Source organism: Streptomyces sp. NPDC058674 (assembly GCF_042716505.1).
GTDB lineage: Bacteria > Actinomycetota > Actinomycetes > Streptomycetales > Streptomycetaceae > Streptomyces.
In genome coordinates, this window is the sequence record NZ_JBHXSC010000060.1 from 1 (window position 1) to 22053 (window position 22053).

Below are 22053 nucleotides of genomic sequence, written 5' to 3' on the forward strand. Positions count from 1 at the left end.
ACCGCCCGTTCCCCCCCCCCCGCCCCGCCCCGGGGGGGGCGGCCCCCCGCCCGGGGGCCCCGCCCCTCCGGCGTACGCGGGGCGCCGAGGTCAGTCGGTGACCTTCTTGGCGGCGCCGAAGGCGACGAAGCCGCCGATGCCGAGGAAGAGGTAGTCCATGGGCTCGGACGCCTCCTTCCAGATGTCGTTCAGGCCGCCGATGCCCGGGTCGCCCAGGATGTCGGCGAGGCCGACGTGGGCGAAGTCGGAGAGCGCGAGGGCGATGAAGAACAGCTGGCCGAGGTAGACGGCGCCGATCGACAGCACGGCGGCGACCACGGGCAGGACCGGGTTCCTGCCGCCGACCTTGCCCGCGACGAGGCCGACGAGGAGGCCGACGGCGACCGCGGCGTAGCCGACCTGGCGGTCGATGGCGTTCATGATGCCGCCGTACGCGCCCGCCGCGACCAGGGCCGTGACGACGGCGGCGGCGATGCCGAGGCCGATGTTGCCCGCGCGGACCGGGGCCGGGGCGGGGGCCGCGGTGTAGGAGTCGGGTGCGGGCGGCTGGAAGTTCTGAGCCATGGGAAATCCCCCCCAGGGAATTCGGGCGCACGCGTGCCCGTAGGCCATAAGTGCGAGATAAGTGACGCCGCAGGCTAGCACCCGTCCCGGACATCCACAGGGGGGTTTGCGCGGCCTCAGAGGCGGTGCGCGGCGCCCGCCGGGCTGGCACCGCGGGTGTCCAGCAGCAACTGGGCCTTCACCGCCAGTCCTTGCAGGTCGTAGGTGCGGTGGTGCTGGAGCAGGATGGTCAGGTCGGCGTTGGCCGCGGCCTCGTACAGGGACTCCGCGCGGGGGACCGGCTGGTCCCGGACGCGCCATCCCGTGATGTAGGGGTCGTGGTAGCTGATCAGCGCGCCCAGGTCGATGAGGCGGCTGGCGATCTCGCGGGCCGGGGAGCCCTCCTGGTCGGCGAGGTCGGGCTTGTAGGTGACGCCGAGGAGCAGGACGCGGGCGCCGCGGGCGGACTTGCCGTGCTCGTTCAGCAGGGTGGCGGAGCGCTGGATGACGTATTGCGGCATCCGGTTGTTGATCTCCTGGGCCAGGCCGACCATGCGCAGGGGGTGGCCCGGGGTGCGGGTGGTGTGGGGGAGGTAGTTCGGGTCCAGGGGGACGCCGTGGCCGCCGACTCCGGGGCCGGGGCGGAAGGCCTGGAAGCCGTACGGCTTGGTCTCGGCGCAGCGGATGACGTCCCAGAGGTCGACGCCGAGGTCGTGGCAGAGGACCGCCATCTCGTTCATGAGGGCGATGTTGACGTGCCGGTAGTTGGTTTCCAGGAGCTGTACGGTCTCGGCCTCGCGCAGGCCGCGGGCGCGGACCACCTTCTCGGCGAGCCGGGCGTAGAAGGCGTGCGCGGACTCGGTGCAGGCGGGGGTGAGGCCGCCGATGACCTTGGGGGTGTTGGAGATGCCGTGCGTGCGGTTGCCCGGGTCGAGGCGGCTGGGGGAGTAGGCCAGGTGGAAGTCCCGGCCGGCCCGCAGCCCGGAGCCCTCTTCGAGGATCGGGCGGAGGTAGTCCTCGGTGACGCCCGGATGGACGGCCGATTCGAGGATCACGGTGGTGTGCGCGCGCAGCCGGGCGGCGAGGGCGCGGCCGGCCTCGCCGACGGCGGCGAGGTCGAGTGCGCGGTCGGCGCCGAGCTGGGTGGGCGCGCAGATGACGGCGGTGCGGACCCGGCCGAGTTCGGCCGGGTCGGTGGCGACCCGGAAGCCGGCCGCCGACATGCGGCGGACCTCGGCCGCAGTGAGGGTGGAGTCCGTGACCGGACCGCTGTCGTAGCCGACCGTCTCGATACCGGCGGCGACGGCCGCCTGGGCGAGGGGGAGGCCGAGATGGCCGAGTCCGATGACGGCGAGATCTGCGGGCATGGGGGTGCGGTCCCTTCCCTGACATGAGGGGGATGCGTGCGCAAGCCCTGTGGACAGGGGGAACTGGAGGGGAGCTGGCGCAATGTCAGACTAGGCGTATATATGACAGATATGTCGCATTCTGAGGCGCGGGCCGTTCTTGTGTTGTCCACAGGCGGTGGCTGATGTGGGGAGGGGCGGTCAGAATCATGAACGGGTGGTGTGAGCGGGATCACCCGCACGAAGCGGGGTAGACCCGCACCAACGGGAGGCAGCCGTGAGGACAGCGACACTGGGACCGGTGCAGCGCGCCGAAGCCCTCGCCCGGATGGCGGAGCGGGAGCTGGACGTGCTGGTCGTCGGCGCGGGCGTGGTGGGCGCGGGCACCGCGCTCGACGCGGTGACCAGAGGCCTCTCGACGGGCCTGGTGGAGGCGCGGGACTGGGCGTCCGGGACCTCCAGCCGGTCGAGCAAGCTGATCCACGGCGGCCTCAGGTACCTGGAGATGCTCGACTTCGCCCTCGTGCGGGAGGCGCTGAAGGAGCGCGGCCTGCTGCTGGAGCGGCTCGCTCCGCACCTGGTGAAGCCGGTGCCCTTCCTGTACCCCTTGCAGCACAAGGGCTGGGAGCGGCTGTACGCCGGTTCGGGCGTCGCCCTGTACGACGCCATGTCCTTCTCCGGCGGGCACGGGCGCGGCCTGCCCACGCACCGGCACCTGTCGCGCAAGCGGGCCCTGCGGGTGGCCCCGGCCCTGCGCAAGGACGCGCTCGTGGGGGCCCTCCAGTACTACGACGCCCAGATGGACGACGCGCGGTACGTCGCCACGCTGGTGCGCACCGCCGCCGCGTACGGGGCGCACTGCGCCAATCGGGCGAGGGTGGTCGGCTTCCTGCGCGAGGGCGAGCGGGTGGTCGGCGCCCGGGTGCAGGACGTCGAGGGCGGCGGCGAGTACGAGATCCGCGCGAAGCAGGTCGTCAATGCCACGGGGGTGTGGACGGACGACACCCAGGCGCTGATCGGGGAGCGCGGACAGTTCCACGTCCGGGCGTCCAAGGGCATCCACCTCGTGGTCCCGAAGGACCGCATCCATTCGAGCACCGGGCTGATCCTGCGGACGGAGAAGTCGGTGCTGTTCGTCATCCCGTGGGGGCGGCACTGGATCGTGGGCACCACGGACACCGACTGGGACCTCGACAAGGCGCACCCGGCGGCGTCCAGCGCGGACATCGACTACCTGCTGGAGCACGTGAACTCGGTGCTCGCGGTGCCGCTGACGCGCGACGACGTCCAGGGGGTGTACGCGGGGCTGCGCCCGCTGCTGGCCGGGGAGTCCGACGCGACGAGCAAGCTCTCCCGGGAGCACACGGTCGCGCACCCGGTGCCGGGGCTGGTGGTCGTCGCCGGCGGCAAGTACACGACGTACCGGGTGATGGCGAAGGACGCCGTCGACGAGGCCGTGCACGCGCTGGACCAGCGGGTCGCCGAGTGCGTGACGGAGGACGTGCCGCTGGTGGGGGCGGAGGGGTACCGGGCGCTGTGGAACGGTCGGGCCCGGATCGCGGCACGGACCGGGCTGCACGTGGTCCGGGTGGAGCACCTGCTGAACCGGTACGGGTCCCTGGCGGAGGAGCTGCTGGACCTGATCGCGCGTGACCCGGGCCTGGCCGAACCGCTGTCGGGGGCGGACGACTACCTCCGGGCGGAGATCGTGTACGCCGCCTCGCACGAGGGCGCGCGCCACCTGGACGACGTGCTGACGCGGCGGACGCGGATCTCGATCGAGACCTTCGACCGCGGGACGCGGTCGGCGCGCGAGTGCGCCGAGTTGATGGCGCCGGTGTTGGGATGGGACGAGGAACAGGTCGAGAAGGAAGTGGAGCACTACGAAAAACGGGTACAGGCGGAACGGGAATCGCAGCGACAGCCCGACGACCAGACCGCCGACGCGGCGCGTCTGGGGGCGCCCGACATCGTTCCGTTGTAACTCCGGCATCCGGAAAGGGGAACCGCAGACCCGGGGGGTCCGTCCGTTGCGGAGTGAGGAACAATGAGGGGCTTGCCGGGGCGGGTTACCGCGGACCCCGGCCGCTGCCCGCGCCGCTGGAGCCGGCGGCACGATCGCAGAGGGGACGCATGTCGAAGCCGGAGCACACCGACGCAGCGCCTACCGGGCCGGCCGCGGCGAAGCCCGTGGTGGAGGATGCCGTGACGCCTGCGGCGAAAGGTGAGGACGGTGCTTCGGGGGGGTCGGGCGGGGACGCCGGATCGCCTGCGGCCAAGCCGCGTTTGACGAAGGACGCGCCGACCGTCGCGGCTGCCGACCCGGGCTCGGGCTCGGCCCCGGCCCCGGCCTCGGATGCGGACCCGGCTTCGGCTTCGACCCCGGCCCCGGATTCGGACCCGGCTTCGGCTTCGGGGAAGTCCGGGGGCGTGAAGCCGGAGCCCGCCGCCGAGTCGGCGGCGGATGCGGTGGCGCCTGCGGCGAAGCCCGTGGTGGAGGACGCCGCGACGCCGGCCTCGAAGCCGCGGTCGGCGAAGGACCCGAAGCCGCAACCGGCCGCGAAGCCCGTGGTGGAGGACGCCGCGACGCCGGTGGCCACCCCCGTGGTGGAGGACGCCGCGCCGCCGGTGGTGAAGTCGCGGTTCGCGAAGGGGACGGCGGCCGGGACGGCCGCGGCCTCCGACGGACCCGAGGAAGCGAAGAGGGGCTCCGGCCCGACGGGCGCCGGGGGCAAGGACGAAGGACGGTTGCTGGCCGGGCGGTACCGGCTGGGCGCCGTGCTCGGCAAGGGCGGGATGGGTACCGTCTGGCGCGCCGAGGACGAGATCCTGGGCCGCACCGTCGCCGTCAAGGAGCTCCGCTTCAGCACCGGGGTCGACGAGGACGAGAAGCGCCGGCTCATCACCCGCACGCTCCGCGAGGCCAAGGCGATCGCCCGCATCCGCAGCGGAGGCGCGGTCACGGTCTACGACGTGGTCGACGAGGACGGCCGCCCCTGGATCGTCATGGAGCTCATCGAAGGGCCGTCGCTCGCCGAGTTCATCCGGGACAACGGCCCCTTGACGCCCCGTCGGGCCGCGGAGGTCGGCCTCGCCGTGCTCGACGTGCTCCGGGCCGCGCACCGCCAGGGCATCCTGCACCGGGACGTGAAGCCGTCCAACGTGCTCATCGCCGGCAACGGCGGCCGCGTCGTCCTCACCGACTTCGGCATCGCACAGGTCGAGGGCGACCCCTCCGTCACCTCCACCGGGATGCTGGTCGGCGCACCCTCGTACATCTCCCCGGAGCGGGCCCGCGGCCACAAGCCCGGCCCGCCCGCAGACCTGTGGTCGCTCGGAGGCCTGCTCTACGCCTCGGTCGAAGGCGTGCCCCCGTACGACAAGGGCTCCGCGCTCGCGACCCTGACCGCGGTGATGACCGAGCCGGTGGACCCGCCCAAGAACGCGGGCCCGCTCACCGAGGTCATCTACGGCCTGCTCGCCAAGGACCCGGCCCACCGGCTCGACGACGTCCGGGCACGGGCCATGCTGACCGCCGTCGTCGAGGCCCCCGAGCCCGAGCCGGCTCCCCCCGCCTCCCCGACCGCCGAGGAGACCCGGCAGATATCGCTGGCGGACGCCAAGCAGGCCGCCGAGACGGCCGCGGCCGAAAAGGCGGCCAAGACCGCCGAGAAGGCGGCGAAGAAGGAGCGCGAGCAGCGCGAGCGCGAGCAGCGCGAGCGGGCCCGCGCCGCGCTGAAGTCGGCCCGCAAGGCGGCGGCCGTCACGGCGGCGGCCACGGCCACGGCCGCGGAAGCGCCCGGACCCGCGACCGGGACCGGGCCTGGGGCCAGGCAGCCGAAGTCGGCGCCGGTCGCGGCGCCGCTCACCGATGTCGTCCCGCGCCGCACGATCGTGCTCGCGATCGTCGCGGTGGTCGTGGTGCTGGCGGCGGTCGGCTCCCTCATCGGATACATGGTCAGCGGCGACGACAAGGACGGCCGCAAGGCCGAGGGCAAGGGCGGCGACAAGCCCACCCCGGCCGCGTCCGCCAGCCCCTCCCCGGGCCGCGCCGACCCGCAGGGCTCCCCGCCCGCCTCGCCCCACACGGGCCAGCCGGGCGGCGATCCCGCCGGCGGGGCCGCGCAGGGTCAGGGTCAGGGCCAAGGCCAGGGCCAGACTCCCGGCACCGATCAGGGCCAAGGGCAGGGGCAAGGTCAGGATCAGGGCCAGGGCCAGGGCGGCAATCCGGGTGGCGGGGACGGCAGCCTCCCCGCGGGGTACGCCCAGCTGACCGAGCCCGGGTTCCACTTCTCGATGGCGATGCCCGCGGGCTTCCACCGGACGGGCACGGCGGGCCAGAACTCCGGCGGCATATACAGCCGCGACGGCGGATTCCCGCGCATTCAGGTCGACTTCACCTCGAAACCGGGCAACGACGCCAAGGCCGCGTGGCTCGCCTCCGTCGCGGGCACCGCCGCCAGCAGCGAGAAGTACCGGCACATCCGGGTGGACTCGGTGGACTACCGGGGGTATCCGACCGTCGCGGACTGGGAGTTCGAGCGGGAGCAGCAGGGCATCAAGGTCCGCGTGCTCAACCGGGGCTTCAAGATGGATGCGAAGCACGGTTACGCGATCATGATCAGTTGCGCCGCCGACCAGTGGGACGGCGCCGAGTGCACGCAGATGCGCAACACGGCCTACGCGACCTTCCAGCCGGTCGGCTGACCTCGGGACGCGGGCGGCCCGCGCGTCGTATCGTGTCAGCGGGTCACAGGGGCCCGGCGCACTCGGGGGAGGCGACGTGGAGGAGTACGCGGGCCGGATTCTGGCCCACCGCTACCGCCTGCCGCTGCCTCCGTCGGACGAGTACGAGCTGGTGGAGACCAGGGCCTTCGACACGCGCAGCGGCCAAGAAGTCCTGGTACGGCAGGTGCCGTTGCCCGAGGTCGTGGACGCGGAGCTGCTCGACGGCCACCGCGCCGCCCCGGCCGCCGGACGCGGCGGTGCCGCGGACCTGCCGGCCGTCCGGCGCGCCATCGAGGCGGCGCAGGCGGCGGCCGCGATTCCGGACCACCCCCGGCTGGACCAGGTCTTCGACGTGTTCTCCGAGGGCGGGTCGCTGTGGATCGTCAGCGAACTGGTCCCGGCCAGGCCGCTGGCCGCGCTGATCGCGGACGAGCCGCTGAGTCCCTACCGGGCGGCGGAAGTGGCGTCGGACGTGCTGACCGCGCTGCGCGTGCTGCACGCGCACGGCTGGACCCACCGGAACATCACCGTCCGGACGGTGCTGGTCTGCGACGACGGGCGAGTCGTGCTGACCGGGCTGGCGGCGGGCGCGGCGGAGGAGGCCCTGTGCGGCTACGACCCCGTCCCGCGCGGCACCGACAGCGCTGACGCGGGCTGGGGCGGCGGGAGCCACCCCCCGGAGCCGTACCCCGGGCCCGGCCTGGACCCCGGCCCGTACCCCGGTGCCGGTGCCGGCCCAGGCCCCGGCCCCGCGGGCTGGGGCGGCGGGAGCCACCCCCCGGAGCCATACCCCGGCCCCGGCCTGGAAGCCGGTGCCGGTGCCGGGCGCGCCGCGGTCCCGGGAGCGGACCGGGGCCCGGCGGCCGGGCCGTACCCAGCGGGACACGCGGGACGGCCGGAGGCCGGGCGTCACCCCCGCGCCGGCGGCGCCTGGACCGCCATGACGGGCCCGGACCCGGACCCGGGCTTGCGCCCCGAGGCGGGTCTGCGCTCGGATTCGGGCCTTGGCCCTGAGGCGGGTCTGCGTCCTGCCCCGGGTCTGCGCCCCGACGCGGACGCGGAGTTCGGGGGGAGCGCCGAGCACGACGCGGGCTTCCGGGCCGCCGAACCGTCCCCGGCGCCGTCTCCCGGGCCGATGCCCGATGCCGGGTACGCGCCGCTGGTGGCCCCGGGGTACGACACCGGGCCGCGCTACAACGACCACATCACCCCCGGACGCCCGGAGGAGCGGGCCGAGCGGCCCGACCCGAAGGCCGTCGCACGGGCCGGGGCCATCGCCGCCTACCGGGCCGGGGCGCAGGCCGCCGCCGCCCGGGTCACCGAGCAGCGCAAGGCCGTTCCGCAACCGCGGCCCGAGGGGTCGAACCTGCCGCAGGGGTACTCGTACCCGTACGGAGGACCGGACGCCGGTCCGGGGACGCCCACGGGTGCGGGGGCGGGTGCGGGGCCGGACGACGGTACCGGCAGCGGCGCCCCCGCCCCCTGGCACGGTGCGACCCCCCGCCGGCAGGCCCTCCCGCCCGCACCGGAACCGCAGTCCCTGGCGGCCCCGCGGCCCGAGCCCGCGCAGGACCCGGCCCTCCGGCCCGGCGTCCCGGCACAGCCGTACGCCGGCGACCCGCAGGCCCACGCGCGGCCCCTGCCCCCGCCGCACCAGGAGACCCCGCTGCCCGCGCAGCTGGCCCTGCCCCAGGGGTACCGGCAGGCCGAGGCCCCGCAGGGCCCGGGAGCGGCCGTCGCGCGCCGCCCCGGACCGGCACCCTCCGGACCGGAGCCCTCCGCGCCGGTACGGCCGGACGCGCTGAGCCCGACGGCACCGCACCACCCGCACGCACCAGACCCGCACGCACCAGCCCCGCACGCGCCGGGTCCGAGCACCGCCGGCTGGGACGGTCCGCGTACCGGGCTGGACGCCGAGCGGGCCCGGCAGACGCGGATGGCCGTCGTCGGGGCCGTCACCGAGCGCTGGGCCCCCGAGCAGGCCGGCCCCGTCCAGGGGCACTGGCAGCTGGCCGCCCCCGTGGGCCCGGCCACCGACCTCTGGGCGCTCGGCGCCCTGCTGTACCGGGCCGTCCAGGGGCACGCCCCCTACCCCGAGGACAGCGTCGCCGAGCTGGTCGAGATGGTGTGCGCCGAGCCCCCCGCCTTCGCCGAGGAGTGCGGCGCGCTGCGCCCGATCGTGGAGTCGCTGCTGCGCCAGGACCCCACGGAGCGGCCCGACTTCGAGGAGCTGCGCGGCTGGCTGCGCTCGCTGGTGCGGTCCGCCCCCGAGCCGGACGCGGGCTTCCACCTGCTCCCGATGCCCGAACCGGACCCCGCGCGGCTGCCGGCCGTACGCCGCCGGGGTGAACTCCACGGGCGGCACCGCAATCCCGCGGCCCCCCGCAAGCCCCGCGCGCTCGGCCGCAGTCTGCTCCTGGGCGTCCTGGTGCTGCTGGCCGGGGCGGTGGGGTACGCCATGCTGTTCATGCCCCGCGCGCCGGGGCCCGACCGGGCCGGCCCCGCGCCGGCGCCGCAGAAGCAGAGCCCGAGCCCGTCCCAGACCCCCAGCGGGACACCGGAGTCGAAGCCGGCGCCCCAGACGACCACACCGCCGGCGACGGCGGCCCCCCTCCCTGCGCCGTCCGGCTACACCGTGCAGCAGGACCCGGAGCACTTCCAGATCGCCGTGCCCGACGGCTGGGACCGCAACGGCATCAACGAGGCCGGTCAGGTGCGCTTCACCCAGGGCCAGTTCGTCCTCACCGTGGTCCCCGGCCGCGACAAGGTCGAGGGGAACCCGGACCCGCAGACCTACCAGAAGGACAAGGAGCCGGAGCTCAACCCCTACCGCAGCTCCACCTGGTCCTCGGTCGGGGACATCAAGAAGACCACGGTGGGTCAGCAGCTGCGCGTCACCGCCCGGTACACCTGGATCGACGGCACCGGCCGCAACGTCTTCGCCCGCAATTTCGTCGTCGCGCTCGGCGGCAGCTACCACGTCGTCCTCGTCACCGGTCCGGAGGACGAGCAGAGCAAGGTCACCGAGGTCTTCGAGAAGGCCACGGCGAGTTACCGGGCGGGCGGTTGAGGCGCCGCTGACGGTCGATCAGTACGGCGATTGCGTCACAGTGGTGTCTCCAGCCGCCCGGGCGGTACGCGCAGGGGCCGTGTGCTCCGTAATCTGGCCTGAAGTGCGGAGAGCGGCGGGGTTTCGTGGAACAGCAGACAGGTGGGGGCGCCGTGCTCGCGGGCCGGTACCGACTCATCGAGCCGATCGGCCGCGGCGGCATGGGCAAGGTATGGCGCGCACATGACGAGCTGCTCCACAGGAGCGTCGCCGTCAAGGAACTGACGGCGGGTCTGTACGTGGCCCAGGCCGACCGGGACGTCCTGCACGCCCGGACGCAGAAGGAGGCGCGGGCCGCGGCCCGCATCCAGCACCCGGCGGTGGTCACCGTGCACGACGTGCTGGAGCACGACGACCGCCCGTGGATCGTCATGGAGTACATCGACGGCCCCTCGCTGGCCGAGGCGGCCAAGGCGGCGGGGCGGATCGAGCCCCGCGAGGCGGCCAGGATCGGGCTGCACGTCCTGGGCGCGCTGCGCGCCGCCCACGCCGTCGGCGTCCTGCACCGCGACGTGAAGCCCGGCAACGTGCTGCTCGCCAAGGACGGCCGGGTCCTGCTCACGGACTTCGGGATCGCCGCGATCGAGGGCGACTCGTCCATCACGCGCACCGGCGAGATCGTCGGCTCCATCGACTACCTGGCTCCCGAACGGGTCACCGGCGGGGCCCCCGACCCCGCCTCCGACCTGTGGTCGCTGGGCGCCACCCTGTACACGGCCGTCGAGGCCCGCTCGCCGTTCCGCCGCACCTCGCCGATCTCCAGCCTCCAGGCCGTGGTCAACGACGAGCCGCCGCCGCAGCGCCAGTCCGGGGCGCTGGGTCCGGTCATCACGGCCCTGCTGCGCAAGGATCCGGCCGAGCGGCCCTCGGCCATGGAGGCCGAGCGGATGCTGATGGAGGCGATGGAGGGCCGGGAGCCGAAGGCGGCGCAGGCGTACGTGCCCACGCGCCCGGTGACCACGGAGGAGCTGGCCTCGGCCCGGGACGGCCACGACGCGCCGGACGCCGCCGACCGGCACGCCCCGCCGTCCGGCCGGACCGCCGGGGCCTCGGAGGGCGGGCAGGTCCCGGCGGCGCGGCACGCCCCGACCGCGCCGCCCGGGGACGTCGCACCGACGGCCGCCCTCCGGGAGCCGGGCGGCGCCCCCGCCGGCCGCGAGCCCGCCGCGGGCCGTGTCAGGCGCGCCGCGGCGGTGGCCCTGGTGGCGGCGCTGCTCGGCGGCGGCGGTGTCTTCGGGGTCCTCAAGTACACCGGCGACGCGGAGAAGGGCGGCGGCGCGGACAAGAACGCGAGCGCCTCCGACCGGCCGGAGCCGGGCGGCGACGGGAAGCCGAAGGCGACACCGCCGGCGGGCTGGAGCAGGGTCACCGACCCGGCGGGGTTCACGCTGTTCGTCCCCGAGGGGTGGACGCGCCAGATGGACGGCGACCAGATCGACTACACCCCGGACAACGGGAAGCACTTCATCAGGATCGCCGCCGATCCCAGCCCGGACCACGTGAACCCGTACGCGCACCTGCTCGACCTGGAGAAGCAGGTGCAGAAGCGGACGGACTACCAGAGGCTGCGGCTGAACCAGAACACCTTCCGGGACAGCGTCCGGGCCGCGCGCTGGGAGTTCACGTGGACCGAGAAGGTGGCGCACCCCGGACCGCGCCGGGCCATCGAGCAGATGTACATCGCTCCGGACGACACCGAGTACGCGGTCTACATGTCGAGCCCCGCCGCCGACTGGAGCACCACCCAGCAGCAGTTCGACATCGTGCTCAGCGGCTGGGAGCCGCCCCCCGCCGGGAACTGATCCCGCCGATCCGCGCGATCCTGCCAGCGATCACTGGCGGAAAAGGCAAAAACTGGTTACCCGCGGGTACCCAAAGGCTCGCGCGCGCAATACGCTCACCGCCATGACGGACTCGCAGGCCCCCGCCGCCCTCCTCCGGACCGCACCGCAGCCCACCAATCCGGTCGCCCCCGCCCCGGCGGGCGTCCGCACCGCCGCCGACGTGGTGACCCCCGACCTGGTCGCCCGGCTCACCCGCGGGGTGATCGGCTCCGGCCGGACCGCCAACCACACCCCCTTCACCGGGGAGAGGCTGGCCGAGCTCCCCGAGTCCAGCCCCGAGGACGTCGCGGAGGCCTTCGACCGCGCCCGCGCGGCCCAGCCTGCCTGGGCCGCCGTCCCGGTGCGCCGGCGCGCCGCCGTGCTGCTCCGCTTCCACGACCTGGTCCTCGCCCGGCAGGCCGAGGTGCTCGACCTCATACAGCTGGAGACCGGCAAGGCCCGGCTGCACGCCCACGAAGAGGTCCAGGCGGTCGCCATCGCCGCCCGGCACTACGGCCGCAAGGCGCCCTCGTACCTGCGGCCCAAGGGCCACACCGGGGCCGTGCCCACCCTGACCAAGGTCACCGAACTGCGCCAGCCGCGCGGAGTCGTCGGCCAGATCGCGCCATGGAACTACCCCCTGGAGCTTTCGGTCGGCGACGCGCTGCCCGCCTTCGTCTCCGGCAACGCGCTCGTGATGAAGCCCGACACCGAGACCGCGCTCACCGCCCTGTGGGCCCGTGACCTGCTGATCGAGGCCGGCCTGCCCGCCGAGGTCTTCCAGATCGTCCTCGGCGAGGGCCCCGTCGTCGGTCCCGAGGTGGTCCGGCACGCCGACTACGTCTCCTTCACCGGCTCCACCCGCACGGGCCGAGAGGTCGCCCGGGGGGCGGCCGACCGCCTCATCGGGGTCTCCCTCGAACTCGGCGGCAAGAACGCCATGCTCGTCCTGCACGACGCCGACGTGGAGAAGGCCGCCGCGGGGGCCGTCCGCGCCTGCTTCTCCTCCGCCGGGCAGCTGTGCATCTCCATCGAGCGGCTCTACGTCCACGCCTCGATAGCCGACGCCTTCGTCGAGCGCTTCGCCGCCCGTACCAGGGCCATGCGGCTGGGCAGCTCCCTCGCCTACGGGGCCGACATGGGCTCACTGGCCGGCGAACGCCAGCTGGAGACGGTACAGCGGCACGTGGACGAGGCGGTCGCCAAGGGGGCCGTCCTCGTCGCGGGCGGCACCGCCCGCCCCGACATAGGCCCCCTCTTCTACGAGCCCACCATCCTCGACGGCGTCGAGGCGCCGATGGCGGTGTGCGGGGAGGAGACCTTCGGACCGGTCGTCTCCCTCTACCGCTTCACCGACGAGGACGAGGTCGTGGCCCAGGCCAACGCCACCCCCTACGGCCTCAACTCCAGCGTCTGGACCAAGGACTCCCGGCGCGGCCACGCCGTCGCCGCCCGCCTGTGCACCGGCACCGTCAACATCAACGAGGGCTACGCCCCGGCCTACGGCAGCGCCCAGGCGCCCATGGGCGGTATGAAGGCATCCGGCCTCGGCCGCCGCCACGGCTCCGAGGGCATCCTGAAGTACACCGAGGCCCAGACCGTCGCCCACCAGCGGCTCCTGCCGATGGCGCCCTCGCTGGGCATGGACGACGAGAAGTACGCGGCGTTCATGACCCGCAGCCTCAAGGTCATGAAGGCACTCCGACTGCGTTAGGGGCCAGCCGTGTCGAACGAGCACCAGCACGAGCACCAGCACGAGCACGGCAGGGACGGCAGGGACGCCAGGGACGACCCGGCCTACGACTACGACGTCGTCGTCATCGGATCGGGCTTCGGCGGCGCGGTCTCGGCCCTGCGCCTGACCGAGAAGGGGTACCGGGTCGGCGTCCTGGAGGCCGGTCGCCGCTTCACCCGCGAGAGCCTGCCGAAGAACAGCTGGGACCTGCGCAACTACCTCTGGGCCCCGGCCCTCGGGCTGTACGGCATCCAGCGCATCCACCTGCTCGGCAACGTGATGGTGCTCGCGGGCGCCGGGGTGGGCGGCGGCTCGCTCAACTACGCCAACACCCTGTACGTGCCGCCCGCCGCCTTCTTCGAGGACCGGCAGTGGGCGGGCATCACGGACTGGCGGGACGAGCTCGCCCCGTACTACGACCAGGCCAGGCGGATGCTCGGAGTGCGCCTCAACCCGACCGTGACCCCCTCCGACGTCCACCTGAAGGCGGCCGCCGAGAAGATGGGCGTGGCGGACTCCTTCCACATGGCGCCGGTCGGCGTCTTCTTCGGCGACGGCGAGGACGCCGACGGGCACGCGAAGGCCCGGCCCGGCGAAGAGGTCGCCGACCCGTACTTCGGCGGCGCCGGCCCCGCCCGCACGGCGTGCAGCGAGTGCGGCGAGTGCATGACCGGCTGCCGGCACGGCGCGAAGAACACCCTGAACGAGAACTACCTCCACCTCGCCGAGCGCGCCGGCGCCGTCATCCACCCGATGACCACGGTCACCGCCCTCTCCGAACACCCCGGGGGCGGCCACCGCATCCGCACGGTGCCCACCGACGGCCGTCGCTCCGGCCGCTCGAAGGTGCTGCGCGCCCGGTACGTGGTCGTCGCGGCGGGCACGTACGGCACCCAGACCCTGCTGCACACGATGCGGGACCGGGGCGAGCTGCCGCGGCTGTCCGGGCGGCTCGGCGAGCTGACCCGGACCAACTCCGAAGGCCTGGTCGGCGCACAGACCTCCGACCGCCGCTACCGCAAGCGGCACGGCGGGGAGGGCCGGGCCGACTTCACCCGCGGCGTGGCGATCACCTCCTCGGTGCACCCCAACGCCGACACCCACATCGAACCGGTCCGCTACGGCAAGGGCTCCAACGCGATGGGGTTCATGACCGTCCTCCAGGTCCCCTTCGCCCCGCACCGGGTCCGGGCCTGGCTGGGGCGGACCGCCCGGCACCCGCTCCAGCTGGCGCGCTCGCTGTCCAACCGGCGCTGGTCGGAGCGGACCATCATCGGCCTGGTCATGCAGTCGCTGGACAACTCCCTGACGACCTACCGCAAGCCCGGCGGGATCGGGAAGGGCCTGCTCACCGCCCGCCAGGGCCACGGCGCCCCGAACCCGGTCCAGATCGCGGAGGCCACCCGCGCCGCGACCCTGCTCGCCGAGGAGATCAACGGCTTCGCGGGCAGCAACGTCGGCGAGCTGATGGGGACCCCGCTCACCGCGCACTTCCTCGGCGGCTGCCCCATCGGCGCCTCGGCGGAGGAGGGCGTGGTGGACCCGTACCACCGGCTCTACGGCCACCCGGGCATCTCGGTGGTGGACGGCTCGGCCGTCTCCGCCAACCTCGGGGTCAACCCGTCGCTGACGATCACGGCGCAGGCGGAGCGGGCGATGTCGTACTGGCCCAACAAGGGCGAGGAGGACCAGCGGCCCGAGCAGGGCGCGGCGTACGTCCGCCTCGCGGCGGTGGAACCGGCCCGCCCGGCGGTGCCCGAGGAGGCCTTCGGCGCGCTGCGGCTGCCGTTCCTCGCGGTCCCCGAGCTGCCGCCGCGCACGGCGGAACCGGCCGAATGACGTCGGTGGGTACCGCGCTCCCCCTCCGAGCGCGGTACCCACCGAGGTACATAGGTGACAGGTGTTCAACCCTGATGGTTGTACCGGAATCCGCGCGGGAGGGGTGTGTCGTCCGTCACAGGGCGGCGGCGCGCAAGAAGAACGGCCGGCCCGGGGCGTCCCCCGGGCCGGCCGTCCTCCACGAAGTGACCGGGCTGCTGTCCCCTGCCGTCCGGTCACGCGAGGAGCGAGGTCCCACGACGTACGCCCCACGGGGCCCACGTCTCATCGCTCCGGCGGAGCCACGCGTGGTGGTGCGGTCCCGCGCCTGGCTGGCGCGGACACCCCCACCAACGAAGGGCCGTCGGGCCGGTCACGGTCCGGACGAGTGACGAACAGGCGTCACGGAGCCCGGCCGCCCCGGTCAGACGCGGCCCCGGCAGAGCTCCAACAGGGTCATCGCCAGGGTGGTGCCGGGCTTCCCGAGAGCACCGCTCCAGTGCGAGAGCACCTCCATCTCGCGGGACAGGTGCACCCGGCGGCCGCCGGAGGACAGGCGCGTCTCCTGGATGACCGCGGAGACGGCCATCCGCTCCTGGATCAGCCCGATGATCCGGTCGTCGAGGGCGTCGATGCGGCGGCGGGAGTCGGCGATCAGCTGCTCGGGGGCGGTGGTCTTCGCGGTCGTGGCAGTCATGGTCGTGGCAGTCGCCGTCGTGGCAGTCATGGTCGTCATGGCGTTCTCCTGTGGACGGGGGCGACAGGAGCGGGAACGCCGGAGCGCCCCGGTCCTGTCGGACCGGGGCGCTCTGGGAAGTCAGCGGCTCAAGCGAGCATCACGAGGACCCATGGCGACCGGACCGACCGGTGCCATAGGTAAAGAGGAAGCTCAGCTGCTCGCGCATGGAAGGGATTATGGCCTTCCGCCCCCGTCCCGGCCAAGCGGGTTCGGATGGTGAGACGAAGACGCCCCCTGCTCCCCCGTTAGAATCGACAAAACAGCCACCTCTTCCGCCGGAAGGCCGCCCCGTGCCAGAAGCACCCTCCGCCGCCCACGACAGCGCCCCGGACACGGTTCTCGTCGTCGACTTCGGCGCCCAGTACGCCCAGCTCATCGCCCGCCGAGTCCGCGAGGCACGGGTCTACAGCGAGATCGTCCCCAGCACGATGCCGGTGGCCGAGATGCTGGCCAAGGACCCCAAGGCGATCATCCTCTCCGGCGGCCCGTCCTCCGTGTACGAGGAGGGTGCGCCCGCCATAGACCGCGCCCTGTTCGAGGCCGGCGTCCCCGTCTTCGGCATGTGCTACGGATTCCAGCTGATGGCGGTCACCCTCGGCGGCCAGGTCGACAACACCGGCGCCCGCGAGTACGGCCGCACCCCGCTGGCCGTCTCCAGGTCCGGCTCCACCCTCTTCGAGGGCACCCCCGACAGCCAGTCGGTGTGGATGTCCCACGGCGACGCCTGCTCCGCGGCTCCCGAGGGCTTCCACGTCACCGCGTCGACCGACGTGGTCCCCGTCGCGGCCTTCGAGAACGACGAGAAGCGGCTGTACGGGGTCCAGTACCACCCCGAGGTCATGCACTCCACGCACGGCCAGCAGATCCTGGAGCACTTCCTCTACCGCGGCGCCGGCCTGGCCCCCACCTGGACCACCGGCAACATCGTCGAGGAGCAGGTCGCGGCCATCCGCGAGCAGGTCGGCGACAAGCGCGCCATCTGCGGCCTCTCCGGCGGCGTGGACTCGGCGGTCGCCGCGGCCCTCGTGCAGAAGGCCATCGGCTCCCAGCTGACCTGCGTCTACGTCGACCACGGGCTGATGCGCAAGGGCGAGACCGAGCAGGTCGAAAAGGACTTCGTCGCCGCCACGGGCGTGCAGCTGAAGGTCGTCGACGCCCAGGAGCGCTTCCTGAACGCGCTCGCCGGCGTCTCCGACCCGGAGGCCAAGCGCAAGATCATCGGCCGCGAGTTCATCCGCGTCTTCGAGCAGGCCCAGCTGGAGATCCTCCAGGAGGACGGCCCCGCGGTCGCCTTCCTGGTGCAGGGCACCCTGTACCCGGACGTCGTCGAGTCCGGCGGCGGCACCGGCACCGCCAACATCAAGTCCCACCACAACGTGGGCGGCCTCCCCGACGACATCGAGTTCGAGCTCGTCGAGCCGCTGCGCCAGCTGTTCAAGGACGAGGTCCGGATGGTCGGCCAGGAGCTCGGCCTCCCGGACGAGATCGTCCAGCGCCAGCCCTTCCCGGGCCCCGGCCTCGGCATCCGCATCGTCGGCGAGGTCACCAAGGAGCGCCTGGACCTGCTGCGCGAGGCCGACGCCATCGCCCGCCACGAGCTCACCGCCGCCGGTCTCGACCGGGAGATCTGGCAGTGCCCGGTCGTCCTGCTCGCGGACGTCCGCAGCGTCGGCGTCCAGGGCGACGGCCGCACCTACGGGCACCCGATCGTGCTGCGCCCCGTCTCCTCCGAGGACGCGATGACCGCGGACTGGACGCGCATGCCGTACGAGGTGCTCGCCAAGATCTCCACCCGGATCACCAACGAGGTCGCGGACGTGAACCGCGTGGTCCTCGACTGCACGAGCAAGCCCCCGGGCACCATCGAGTGGGAGTAGCCCCCACCCGTGCGCGAGGCGAAGCCGCCGCTCCTTCCCGGAGCGGCGGCTTCGCCCTTTCTCTGGCCACTTCGCGGGGGCGGGGGTACCTTGCGCCGCGAACCGAAGGAGGCGCCATGCCGGACCAGTCCGAAGCCCTGACCGCCGGCGCGGGCGCCCCCGCGGCCGCGCCCCCTCCCGTGCCGCCCCGGGCGCCGGCTCCCGTGCCGGTGGAGCGGCTGCGCTTCGACATGCCGCCCGTCCACGCCACCGCCGCACAGGTCCGTGCGCACCGCAGGGAGCGGCTCGCCGAGGCGCTGCGGCTGCTGGGCGGGCTCGGGTACGAGGACGGGGTGGCCGGACACGTCAGCGTGCGGGACCCGGAGTTCGAGGACTGCTACTGGGTGAACCCCTTCGGGCGGGCCTTCGCCCGGCTGACCCCCGAGGACCTGCTGCTGGTCGACGGGGACGGCCGGGTCCGCCAGGGGGAGCGCAGGGTCAACGAGCTGGCCTTCGCCGTGCACGCCGCGGTCCACCGCGAACGGCCCGGGGCGGTGGCCGTCGTGCGCACGCAGGGCCCGTACGGCAGGGCGCTGGCGGCCCTCGGCGAGCTGCTCGCCCCGATCACCCAGGAGGCCTGCGCCTTCTACGAGGACCACGCGCTGCTCGACGAGTTCCCCGGCGCCGAGGACCCGCACCGGATCGGACGGGCGCTGGGCCCCTACAAGGCGCTGATCCTGCGCAACCGGGGGCTGCTGACGGTGGGGGACTCGGTGGACGCCGCGGTCTGGTGGTTCATCGCCGCGGAGCGGGCGGCGCAGGTGCAGCTGGTCGCGCGGGCGGCGGGGAAACCGGTGCTCATCGACCACCGCGGAGCCGTCCTCATGCGCGAGCGGTTCGGGTCCGATCTGGCCGCCTGGGTGAACTACCAGCCGCTGCGGGAGACGGCCGCCGGGCCGATGGCGTCAACATCATGAACCGTTAATCACCTGCTCTGACATCGTGCGCAATCCGGAGCACTGCCGCAGTGGTGCACAATTCGCAGGCATCGCACCGTAGTTCAGAGAGGCGGCACGCACGTGGCTGTCCAAGAGATCTCCCGAAGTACCCATACCACCGCCTGTACCTGCGAGGACTGCGCACGGGAGGGCCACCGGCGGGCCGTCGCCGCCTTCCTGGAGAAGCGCGACGAGTTCGCCGCGGGACAGGGCGTGCCGTCCGCGGTCGCCCACTCCCTCGGCGCCTCCCGGCAGTGGGTCTCCGACGAGCTGACCCTGTCGGCCCGCACCGTCGCCGACCGGGGACGGGAGGCCGGCAACTCCTGGCTGTACCTGTTCTCCCGGCGGGCCGTGCTCGCCGTGTGGATCGCGGCCGGGGTCCTGCTCGTGGTCCAGGTCGGCACCGCGCTGGGCACCGGCTGGTCCACCGCCCGCACCGCCGGGCTGCTCGCGGCCCTGGCGCTCGCCGGGCTCCTCACCGTCGCGGCCCGGGCCCAATCCGTGCGCGGCGGGCTGCTGGCCCCGATCGTCGGCGAGGACAACCGGCTGTCGACCTCGAAGGCCGTCCCGACCGCCTGGGTGGTGCTGACCGCCTTCGCCGCGCTGCTGCCCGCGCTGCGGCTGGCCGCCTCGGCGCCAGGTCCCGAACGGGAGGCCCTCTACGCGGGGCTCGCGCTCCGGGCGGCGCTGCCGCTGCTGGCGGTGGTCGCGCTGACCTCGGCGGTCGCCGTGCTCGTGCGCCGGGTGGTCTCCGTACGGATCATGGGCCAGCGGCTGCAGAAGCTGCCCGCCGACCGGCCGCGCGGCGCGGACCTGCTGACCGACGACGCGGGACGCGGCAGCTTCCCCGACGCGCAGTACGTGCTCGTCTCGACGGTGGTGTTCGCCTACGCGGCCGTGTCGCTGGCCCGCTTCCCGGACCGGCTGCCGCGGCTGCCGTGGGCGCTGGCCCTGCTGGTGGCGCTGTCGGCCGCCGTCTACCTGGCGGCCAAGTACGCGGAGGGCAGCCGCCCGCTGGTGCTGTCGGTGGTGCGCAGGCGCGAGCCGGGGGACCTGGACGCGGCCGTCCGCCCCGGGGACGACATCGAGATCCGCGGCGTGGGCTTCGTGCCGCCCGGGGGGCAGACCCCCGAGATGCTGGCCCGGCTGGTGGTGCGGATCGGCGCCGTCCACGTGCACGTGCCGCTGGTCCCGGTGGCGGGCGGGTTCAGCAACCCCTCGGACGCCGTGCTGACGGTGCCCGTCCCGGCGGAAGTGGAACCGGGCCGCGTCGACGTCCAGGTGGTCACCGCCGCAGGAGTGGAATCCAACCGCTGTACCGTCGACGTGGCCGAGTGATCGGGGTACACATGTCGCGTGACTCGAACCGATGTACTTGACGCCGCCCCGTCGAAACCCTCCCCGCTGAAGGAGCGCGCGGCCGCGTACGCGCTGCTGCCCCTGCGGATCTTCCTCGGCGCGACCTTCGTCTACGCCGGCCTGGACAAGCTGACCGACCCCGCGTTCCTCGCCGCCGCCGGCGACGGGTCCATCGGCGACCAGATGCGCGCGGTGCGCGACGGCTCCGCCGTCCCCGCCATGGTGGACCTCGCGCTGAGGTCCCCCGTCGGCTTCGGTACGGCCATCGCCGTCGGGGAGCTGCTGGTCGGCCTCGGGGTCCTCGCCGGGCTGCTGACCCGTGTCGCGGCCGTCGGCGGAGCCCTGATCTCGCTCAGCCTGTGGCTCACCGTGTCCTGGGCGGTGACCCCGTACTACTACGGCAACGACCTGGTCTACCTGATGGCCTGGACCCCGCTGGTCCTCGCCGGGGCGTCCTCCTGGTCGCTGGACGCGCTGATCCGGTCGCGCCGGTCCCTGCGCACGGCGTAGGTCACCAGCCCGAGCACCGCGGCCAGGGAGAGCCCGCCCACGGTCATCGGGATGACCAGGAACCACGGCAGGTCGGCCCCGCCGGTCGCGTCGAGCAGGTAGAGCACGCCCGCCGTGATCAGGACCAGCCCCGCCAGGAGCCGTCCGGGCTGGAACTCATGACGCCGCACGGGCCACCTCCACCTGTCCCACACCCGTGTCCAGGTGCAGCTCGATCGTGCCGCCGGCCTCGGTGCCGGCGGCGGGCGGCAGCGTCGCCGCCTGGGTCTCGCCGCCGCCGCGGACCCGGAAGTCCCGGCTGGTCTCCCCGGGCATGTGGATGTCGCCCAGCCGGACCGAGACGTCCGCCTCGGCCGTCACCTCCCGCGGCACGATCACCTTGAGCCGGCCCGCCTTCAGCGAGGCGCTGACCGACACGGTGGCGCCCTTCGGCACGTCCAGACGGCTCAGGTCCAAGGTGGCCAGCCCGGTGCCCGCCTCGTACGAGGGCCGTACGTCGGCCACCGCGGCCGGCCGCCACTCGGTCCGCCGCCAGTCGGTGCCGATCTCGCGGGGCAGCGCGGACGCCCCCGCCAGCAGCCCGGCCGTGAGCACCGCGAGCACGATGGTGCCGAAGCCCGTACGCCCCTTGACCGAGCTGACGGCGAGGCCCAGGCCGAAGACGGCCAGCGCCGAGGCGAGCCCGATCTGCAGGGCGTGGCCGAGCGGCCCGTCCTCCCAGACGGCGGCGGCGGAGCCCGCCCCCGCCAGCAGCGCCAGCACGAACGTCCGCCCCCCGATGCCGCCGCGCGGACTGCTCGCGGCGAGGGGCGCGGCCGGAGCCGCCGGGGTGCTGCCCGGACCGGCGCCGGCCTCGTCGTCGGGCCCCCACAGGTACCCCGTCGCGCCGACCGGGCCGGTGGTGCCGTCCTTGACCAGCGGGTCCCGCCACCATGAGGGGCCGCCGGGGGCGGGCGGCGCCTTCGTCTCCGGCGGGGCGGGCGCGTGCGCCGGCCGCTGCGAGGCGGGGGCCTGCGCCTCGGGGGCCGCGGACACCCGGCGCCGCTGCGACCAGTACGAGGCCCCGCCCAGTGCCAGCACGGCCAGCACCGAGAAGACCGCCATCTCGCCGTTGTCCAGCATCGACAGGAACAGCGCGCAGCCCACCAGGGCGGCGAACACCGCCGCCAGGGTCGCCCCTTCGACGTGTCCCGTCAGCAGCTTCTTCGCCTCGCTCTCCTCCTCGCCCTCCGGCGGGAGCAGCAGCCAGGCGAAACCGTAGAAGATCAGGCCGACGCCGCCGGTGACCGCGAGGACGCCCAGGCAGATCCGGAAGACCACCGGGTCCAGGTCGAAGTACCGGCCCAGCCCCCCGCACACGCCCGCGAGCACCTTGTCGCGCTTGGCGCGGCGCAGGGGCGGCCGGTCCGCCGGTGCCTGCGGGACCGCGTGATCCGCGGGCGGGGAGTCGTGTACTTCGGTCATGGGTCCATGGTGACGGGCCCGGACG

The 22053-nt window shown here is 74.1% G+C and carries 15 protein-coding genes; 10 read left to right on the forward strand and 5 right to left on the reverse strand.

Going from position 1 to position 22053, the window contains the following annotated elements:
* Positions 1-90 precede the first annotated feature (90 nt).
* Both ACFWU6_RS25835 and ACFWU6_RS25840 read right to left on the reverse strand, forming a co-directional pair.
* Positions 91-564: a hypothetical protein gene (locus ACFWU6_RS25835; RefSeq protein ID WP_383810200.1), complete on the reverse strand. Its 474-nt coding sequence runs from the start codon at positions 562-564 to the stop codon at positions 91-93.
* A 116-nt stretch (positions 565-680) separates the two neighbouring features.
* Positions 681-1910, reverse strand: coding sequence for a nucleotide sugar dehydrogenase (locus ACFWU6_RS25840; protein ID WP_383810203.1), 1230 nt, complete (start codon positions 1908-1910; stop codon positions 681-683).
* Between the two features lie 256 nt (positions 1911-2166).
* Here ACFWU6_RS25840 and ACFWU6_RS25845 point away from each other — a divergent pair, with 256 nt between their 5' ends.
* From ACFWU6_RS25845 to ACFWU6_RS25870, 6 genes are all read left to right on the forward strand, one after another.
* Entirely contained in the window at positions 2167-3873 is a 1707-nt protein-coding gene (locus ACFWU6_RS25845; protein ID WP_383810206.1) for a glycerol-3-phosphate dehydrogenase/oxidase, read from the forward strand.
* Positions 3874-4319: 446 nt separating this feature from the next.
* On the forward strand, positions 4320-6596 hold the full coding sequence (locus tag ACFWU6_RS25850) for a serine/threonine-protein kinase (RefSeq protein WP_383810209.1): 2277 nt from the start codon (positions 4320-4322) through the stop codon (positions 6594-6596).
* A gap of 76 nt (positions 6597-6672) precedes the next feature.
* Positions 6673-9687 carry a protein kinase gene (locus ACFWU6_RS25855; protein ID WP_383983315.1) on the forward strand — a complete coding sequence of 1005 codons (3015 nt, stop codon included), beginning with the start codon at positions 6673-6675 and terminating at the stop codon, positions 9685-9687.
* Positions 9688-9812: 125 nt separating this feature from the next.
* A complete protein-coding gene (locus ACFWU6_RS25860) occupies positions 9813-11528 on the forward strand; it encodes a protein kinase (RefSeq protein WP_383983317.1) in 1716 nt (571 codons plus the stop codon).
* A 103-nt stretch (positions 11529-11631) separates the two neighbouring features.
* Positions 11632-13263, forward strand: coding sequence for a succinic semialdehyde dehydrogenase (locus tag ACFWU6_RS25865; RefSeq protein WP_383983319.1), 1632 nt, complete (start codon positions 11632-11634; stop codon positions 13261-13263).
* A 9-nt stretch (positions 13264-13272) separates the two neighbouring features.
* The gene (locus tag ACFWU6_RS25870) at positions 13273-15123 is read left to right on the forward strand and encodes a GMC oxidoreductase (RefSeq protein WP_383983321.1); all 1851 of its coding nucleotides are present in this window, start codon (positions 13273-13275) and stop codon (positions 15121-15123) included.
* Positions 15124-15526: 403 nt separating this feature from the next.
* Here the strand turns inward: ACFWU6_RS25870 and ACFWU6_RS25875 are convergent, their stop codons facing one another.
* A complete protein-coding gene (locus ACFWU6_RS25875) occupies positions 15527-15829 on the reverse strand; it encodes a chorismate mutase (RefSeq protein ID WP_383983348.1) in 303 nt (100 codons plus the stop codon).
* A gap of 302 nt (positions 15830-16131) precedes the next feature.
* Here ACFWU6_RS25875 and guaA point away from each other — a divergent pair, with 302 nt between their 5' ends.
* The 4 genes from guaA to ACFWU6_RS25895 all read left to right on the forward strand — a co-directional run bounded on the left by guaA (position 16132) and on the right by ACFWU6_RS25895 (position 20564).
* On the forward strand, positions 16132-17718 hold the full coding sequence (gene guaA, locus ACFWU6_RS25880) for a glutamine-hydrolyzing GMP synthase (protein WP_383810224.1): 1587 nt from the start codon (positions 16132-16134) through the stop codon (positions 17716-17718).
* 116 nt (positions 17719-17834) lie between these two features.
* Positions 17835-18674, forward strand: coding sequence for a class II aldolase/adducin family protein (locus tag ACFWU6_RS25885; RefSeq protein ID WP_383983323.1), 840 nt, complete (start codon positions 17835-17837; stop codon positions 18672-18674).
* 102 nt (positions 18675-18776) lie between these two features.
* A complete protein-coding gene (locus tag ACFWU6_RS25890) occupies positions 18777-20033 on the forward strand; it encodes a hypothetical protein (RefSeq protein WP_383810231.1) in 1257 nt (418 codons plus the stop codon).
* Positions 20034-20051: 18 nt separating this feature from the next.
* A complete protein-coding gene (locus tag ACFWU6_RS25895; RefSeq protein ID WP_383983325.1) occupies positions 20052-20564 on the forward strand; it encodes a DoxX family protein in 513 nt (170 codons plus the stop codon).
* On the opposite strand, the gene ACFWU6_RS25900 is transcribed toward ACFWU6_RS25895, so the two are convergent.
* Both ACFWU6_RS25900 and ACFWU6_RS25905 read right to left on the reverse strand, forming a co-directional pair.
* The gene (locus ACFWU6_RS25900) at positions 20468-20734 is read right to left on the reverse strand and encodes a hypothetical protein (protein WP_383810236.1); all 267 of its coding nucleotides are present in this window, start codon (positions 20732-20734) and stop codon (positions 20468-20470) included. The two genes, ACFWU6_RS25895 and ACFWU6_RS25900, sit on opposite strands and share 97 nt — an antisense overlap.
* The gene (locus ACFWU6_RS25905; protein ID WP_383983327.1) at positions 20721-22028 is read right to left on the reverse strand and encodes a PspC domain-containing protein; all 1308 of its coding nucleotides are present in this window, start codon (positions 22026-22028) and stop codon (positions 20721-20723) included. Before ACFWU6_RS25905 ends, ACFWU6_RS25900 begins: the two co-directional genes overlap by 14 nt.
* Positions 22029-22053 lie beyond the last annotated feature (25 nt).

Coding starts and splice junctions, on each gene's coding strand:
- ACFWU6_RS25835 (WP_383810200.1), bottom strand. CDS start 564: ATGGCTCAGAACTTCCAGCCGCCCGCACCCGACTCCTACACCGCGGCC.
- ACFWU6_RS25840 (WP_383810203.1), bottom strand. CDS start 1,910: ATGCCCGCAGATCTCGCCGTCATCGGACTCGGCCATCTCGGCCTCCCC.
- ACFWU6_RS25865 (WP_383983319.1), top strand. CDS start 11,632: ATGACGGACTCGCAGGCCCCCGCCGCCCTCCTCCGGACCGCACCGCAG.
- ACFWU6_RS25875 (WP_383983348.1), bottom strand. CDS start 15,829: ATGACTGCCACGACGGCGACTGCCACGACCATGACTGCCACGACCGCG.
- ACFWU6_RS25885 (WP_383983323.1), top strand. CDS start 17,835: ATGCCGGACCAGTCCGAAGCCCTGACCGCCGGCGCGGGCGCCCCCGCG.
- ACFWU6_RS25905 (WP_383983327.1), bottom strand. CDS start 22,028: ATGACCGAAGTACACGACTCCCCGCCCGCGGATCACGCGGTCCCGCAG.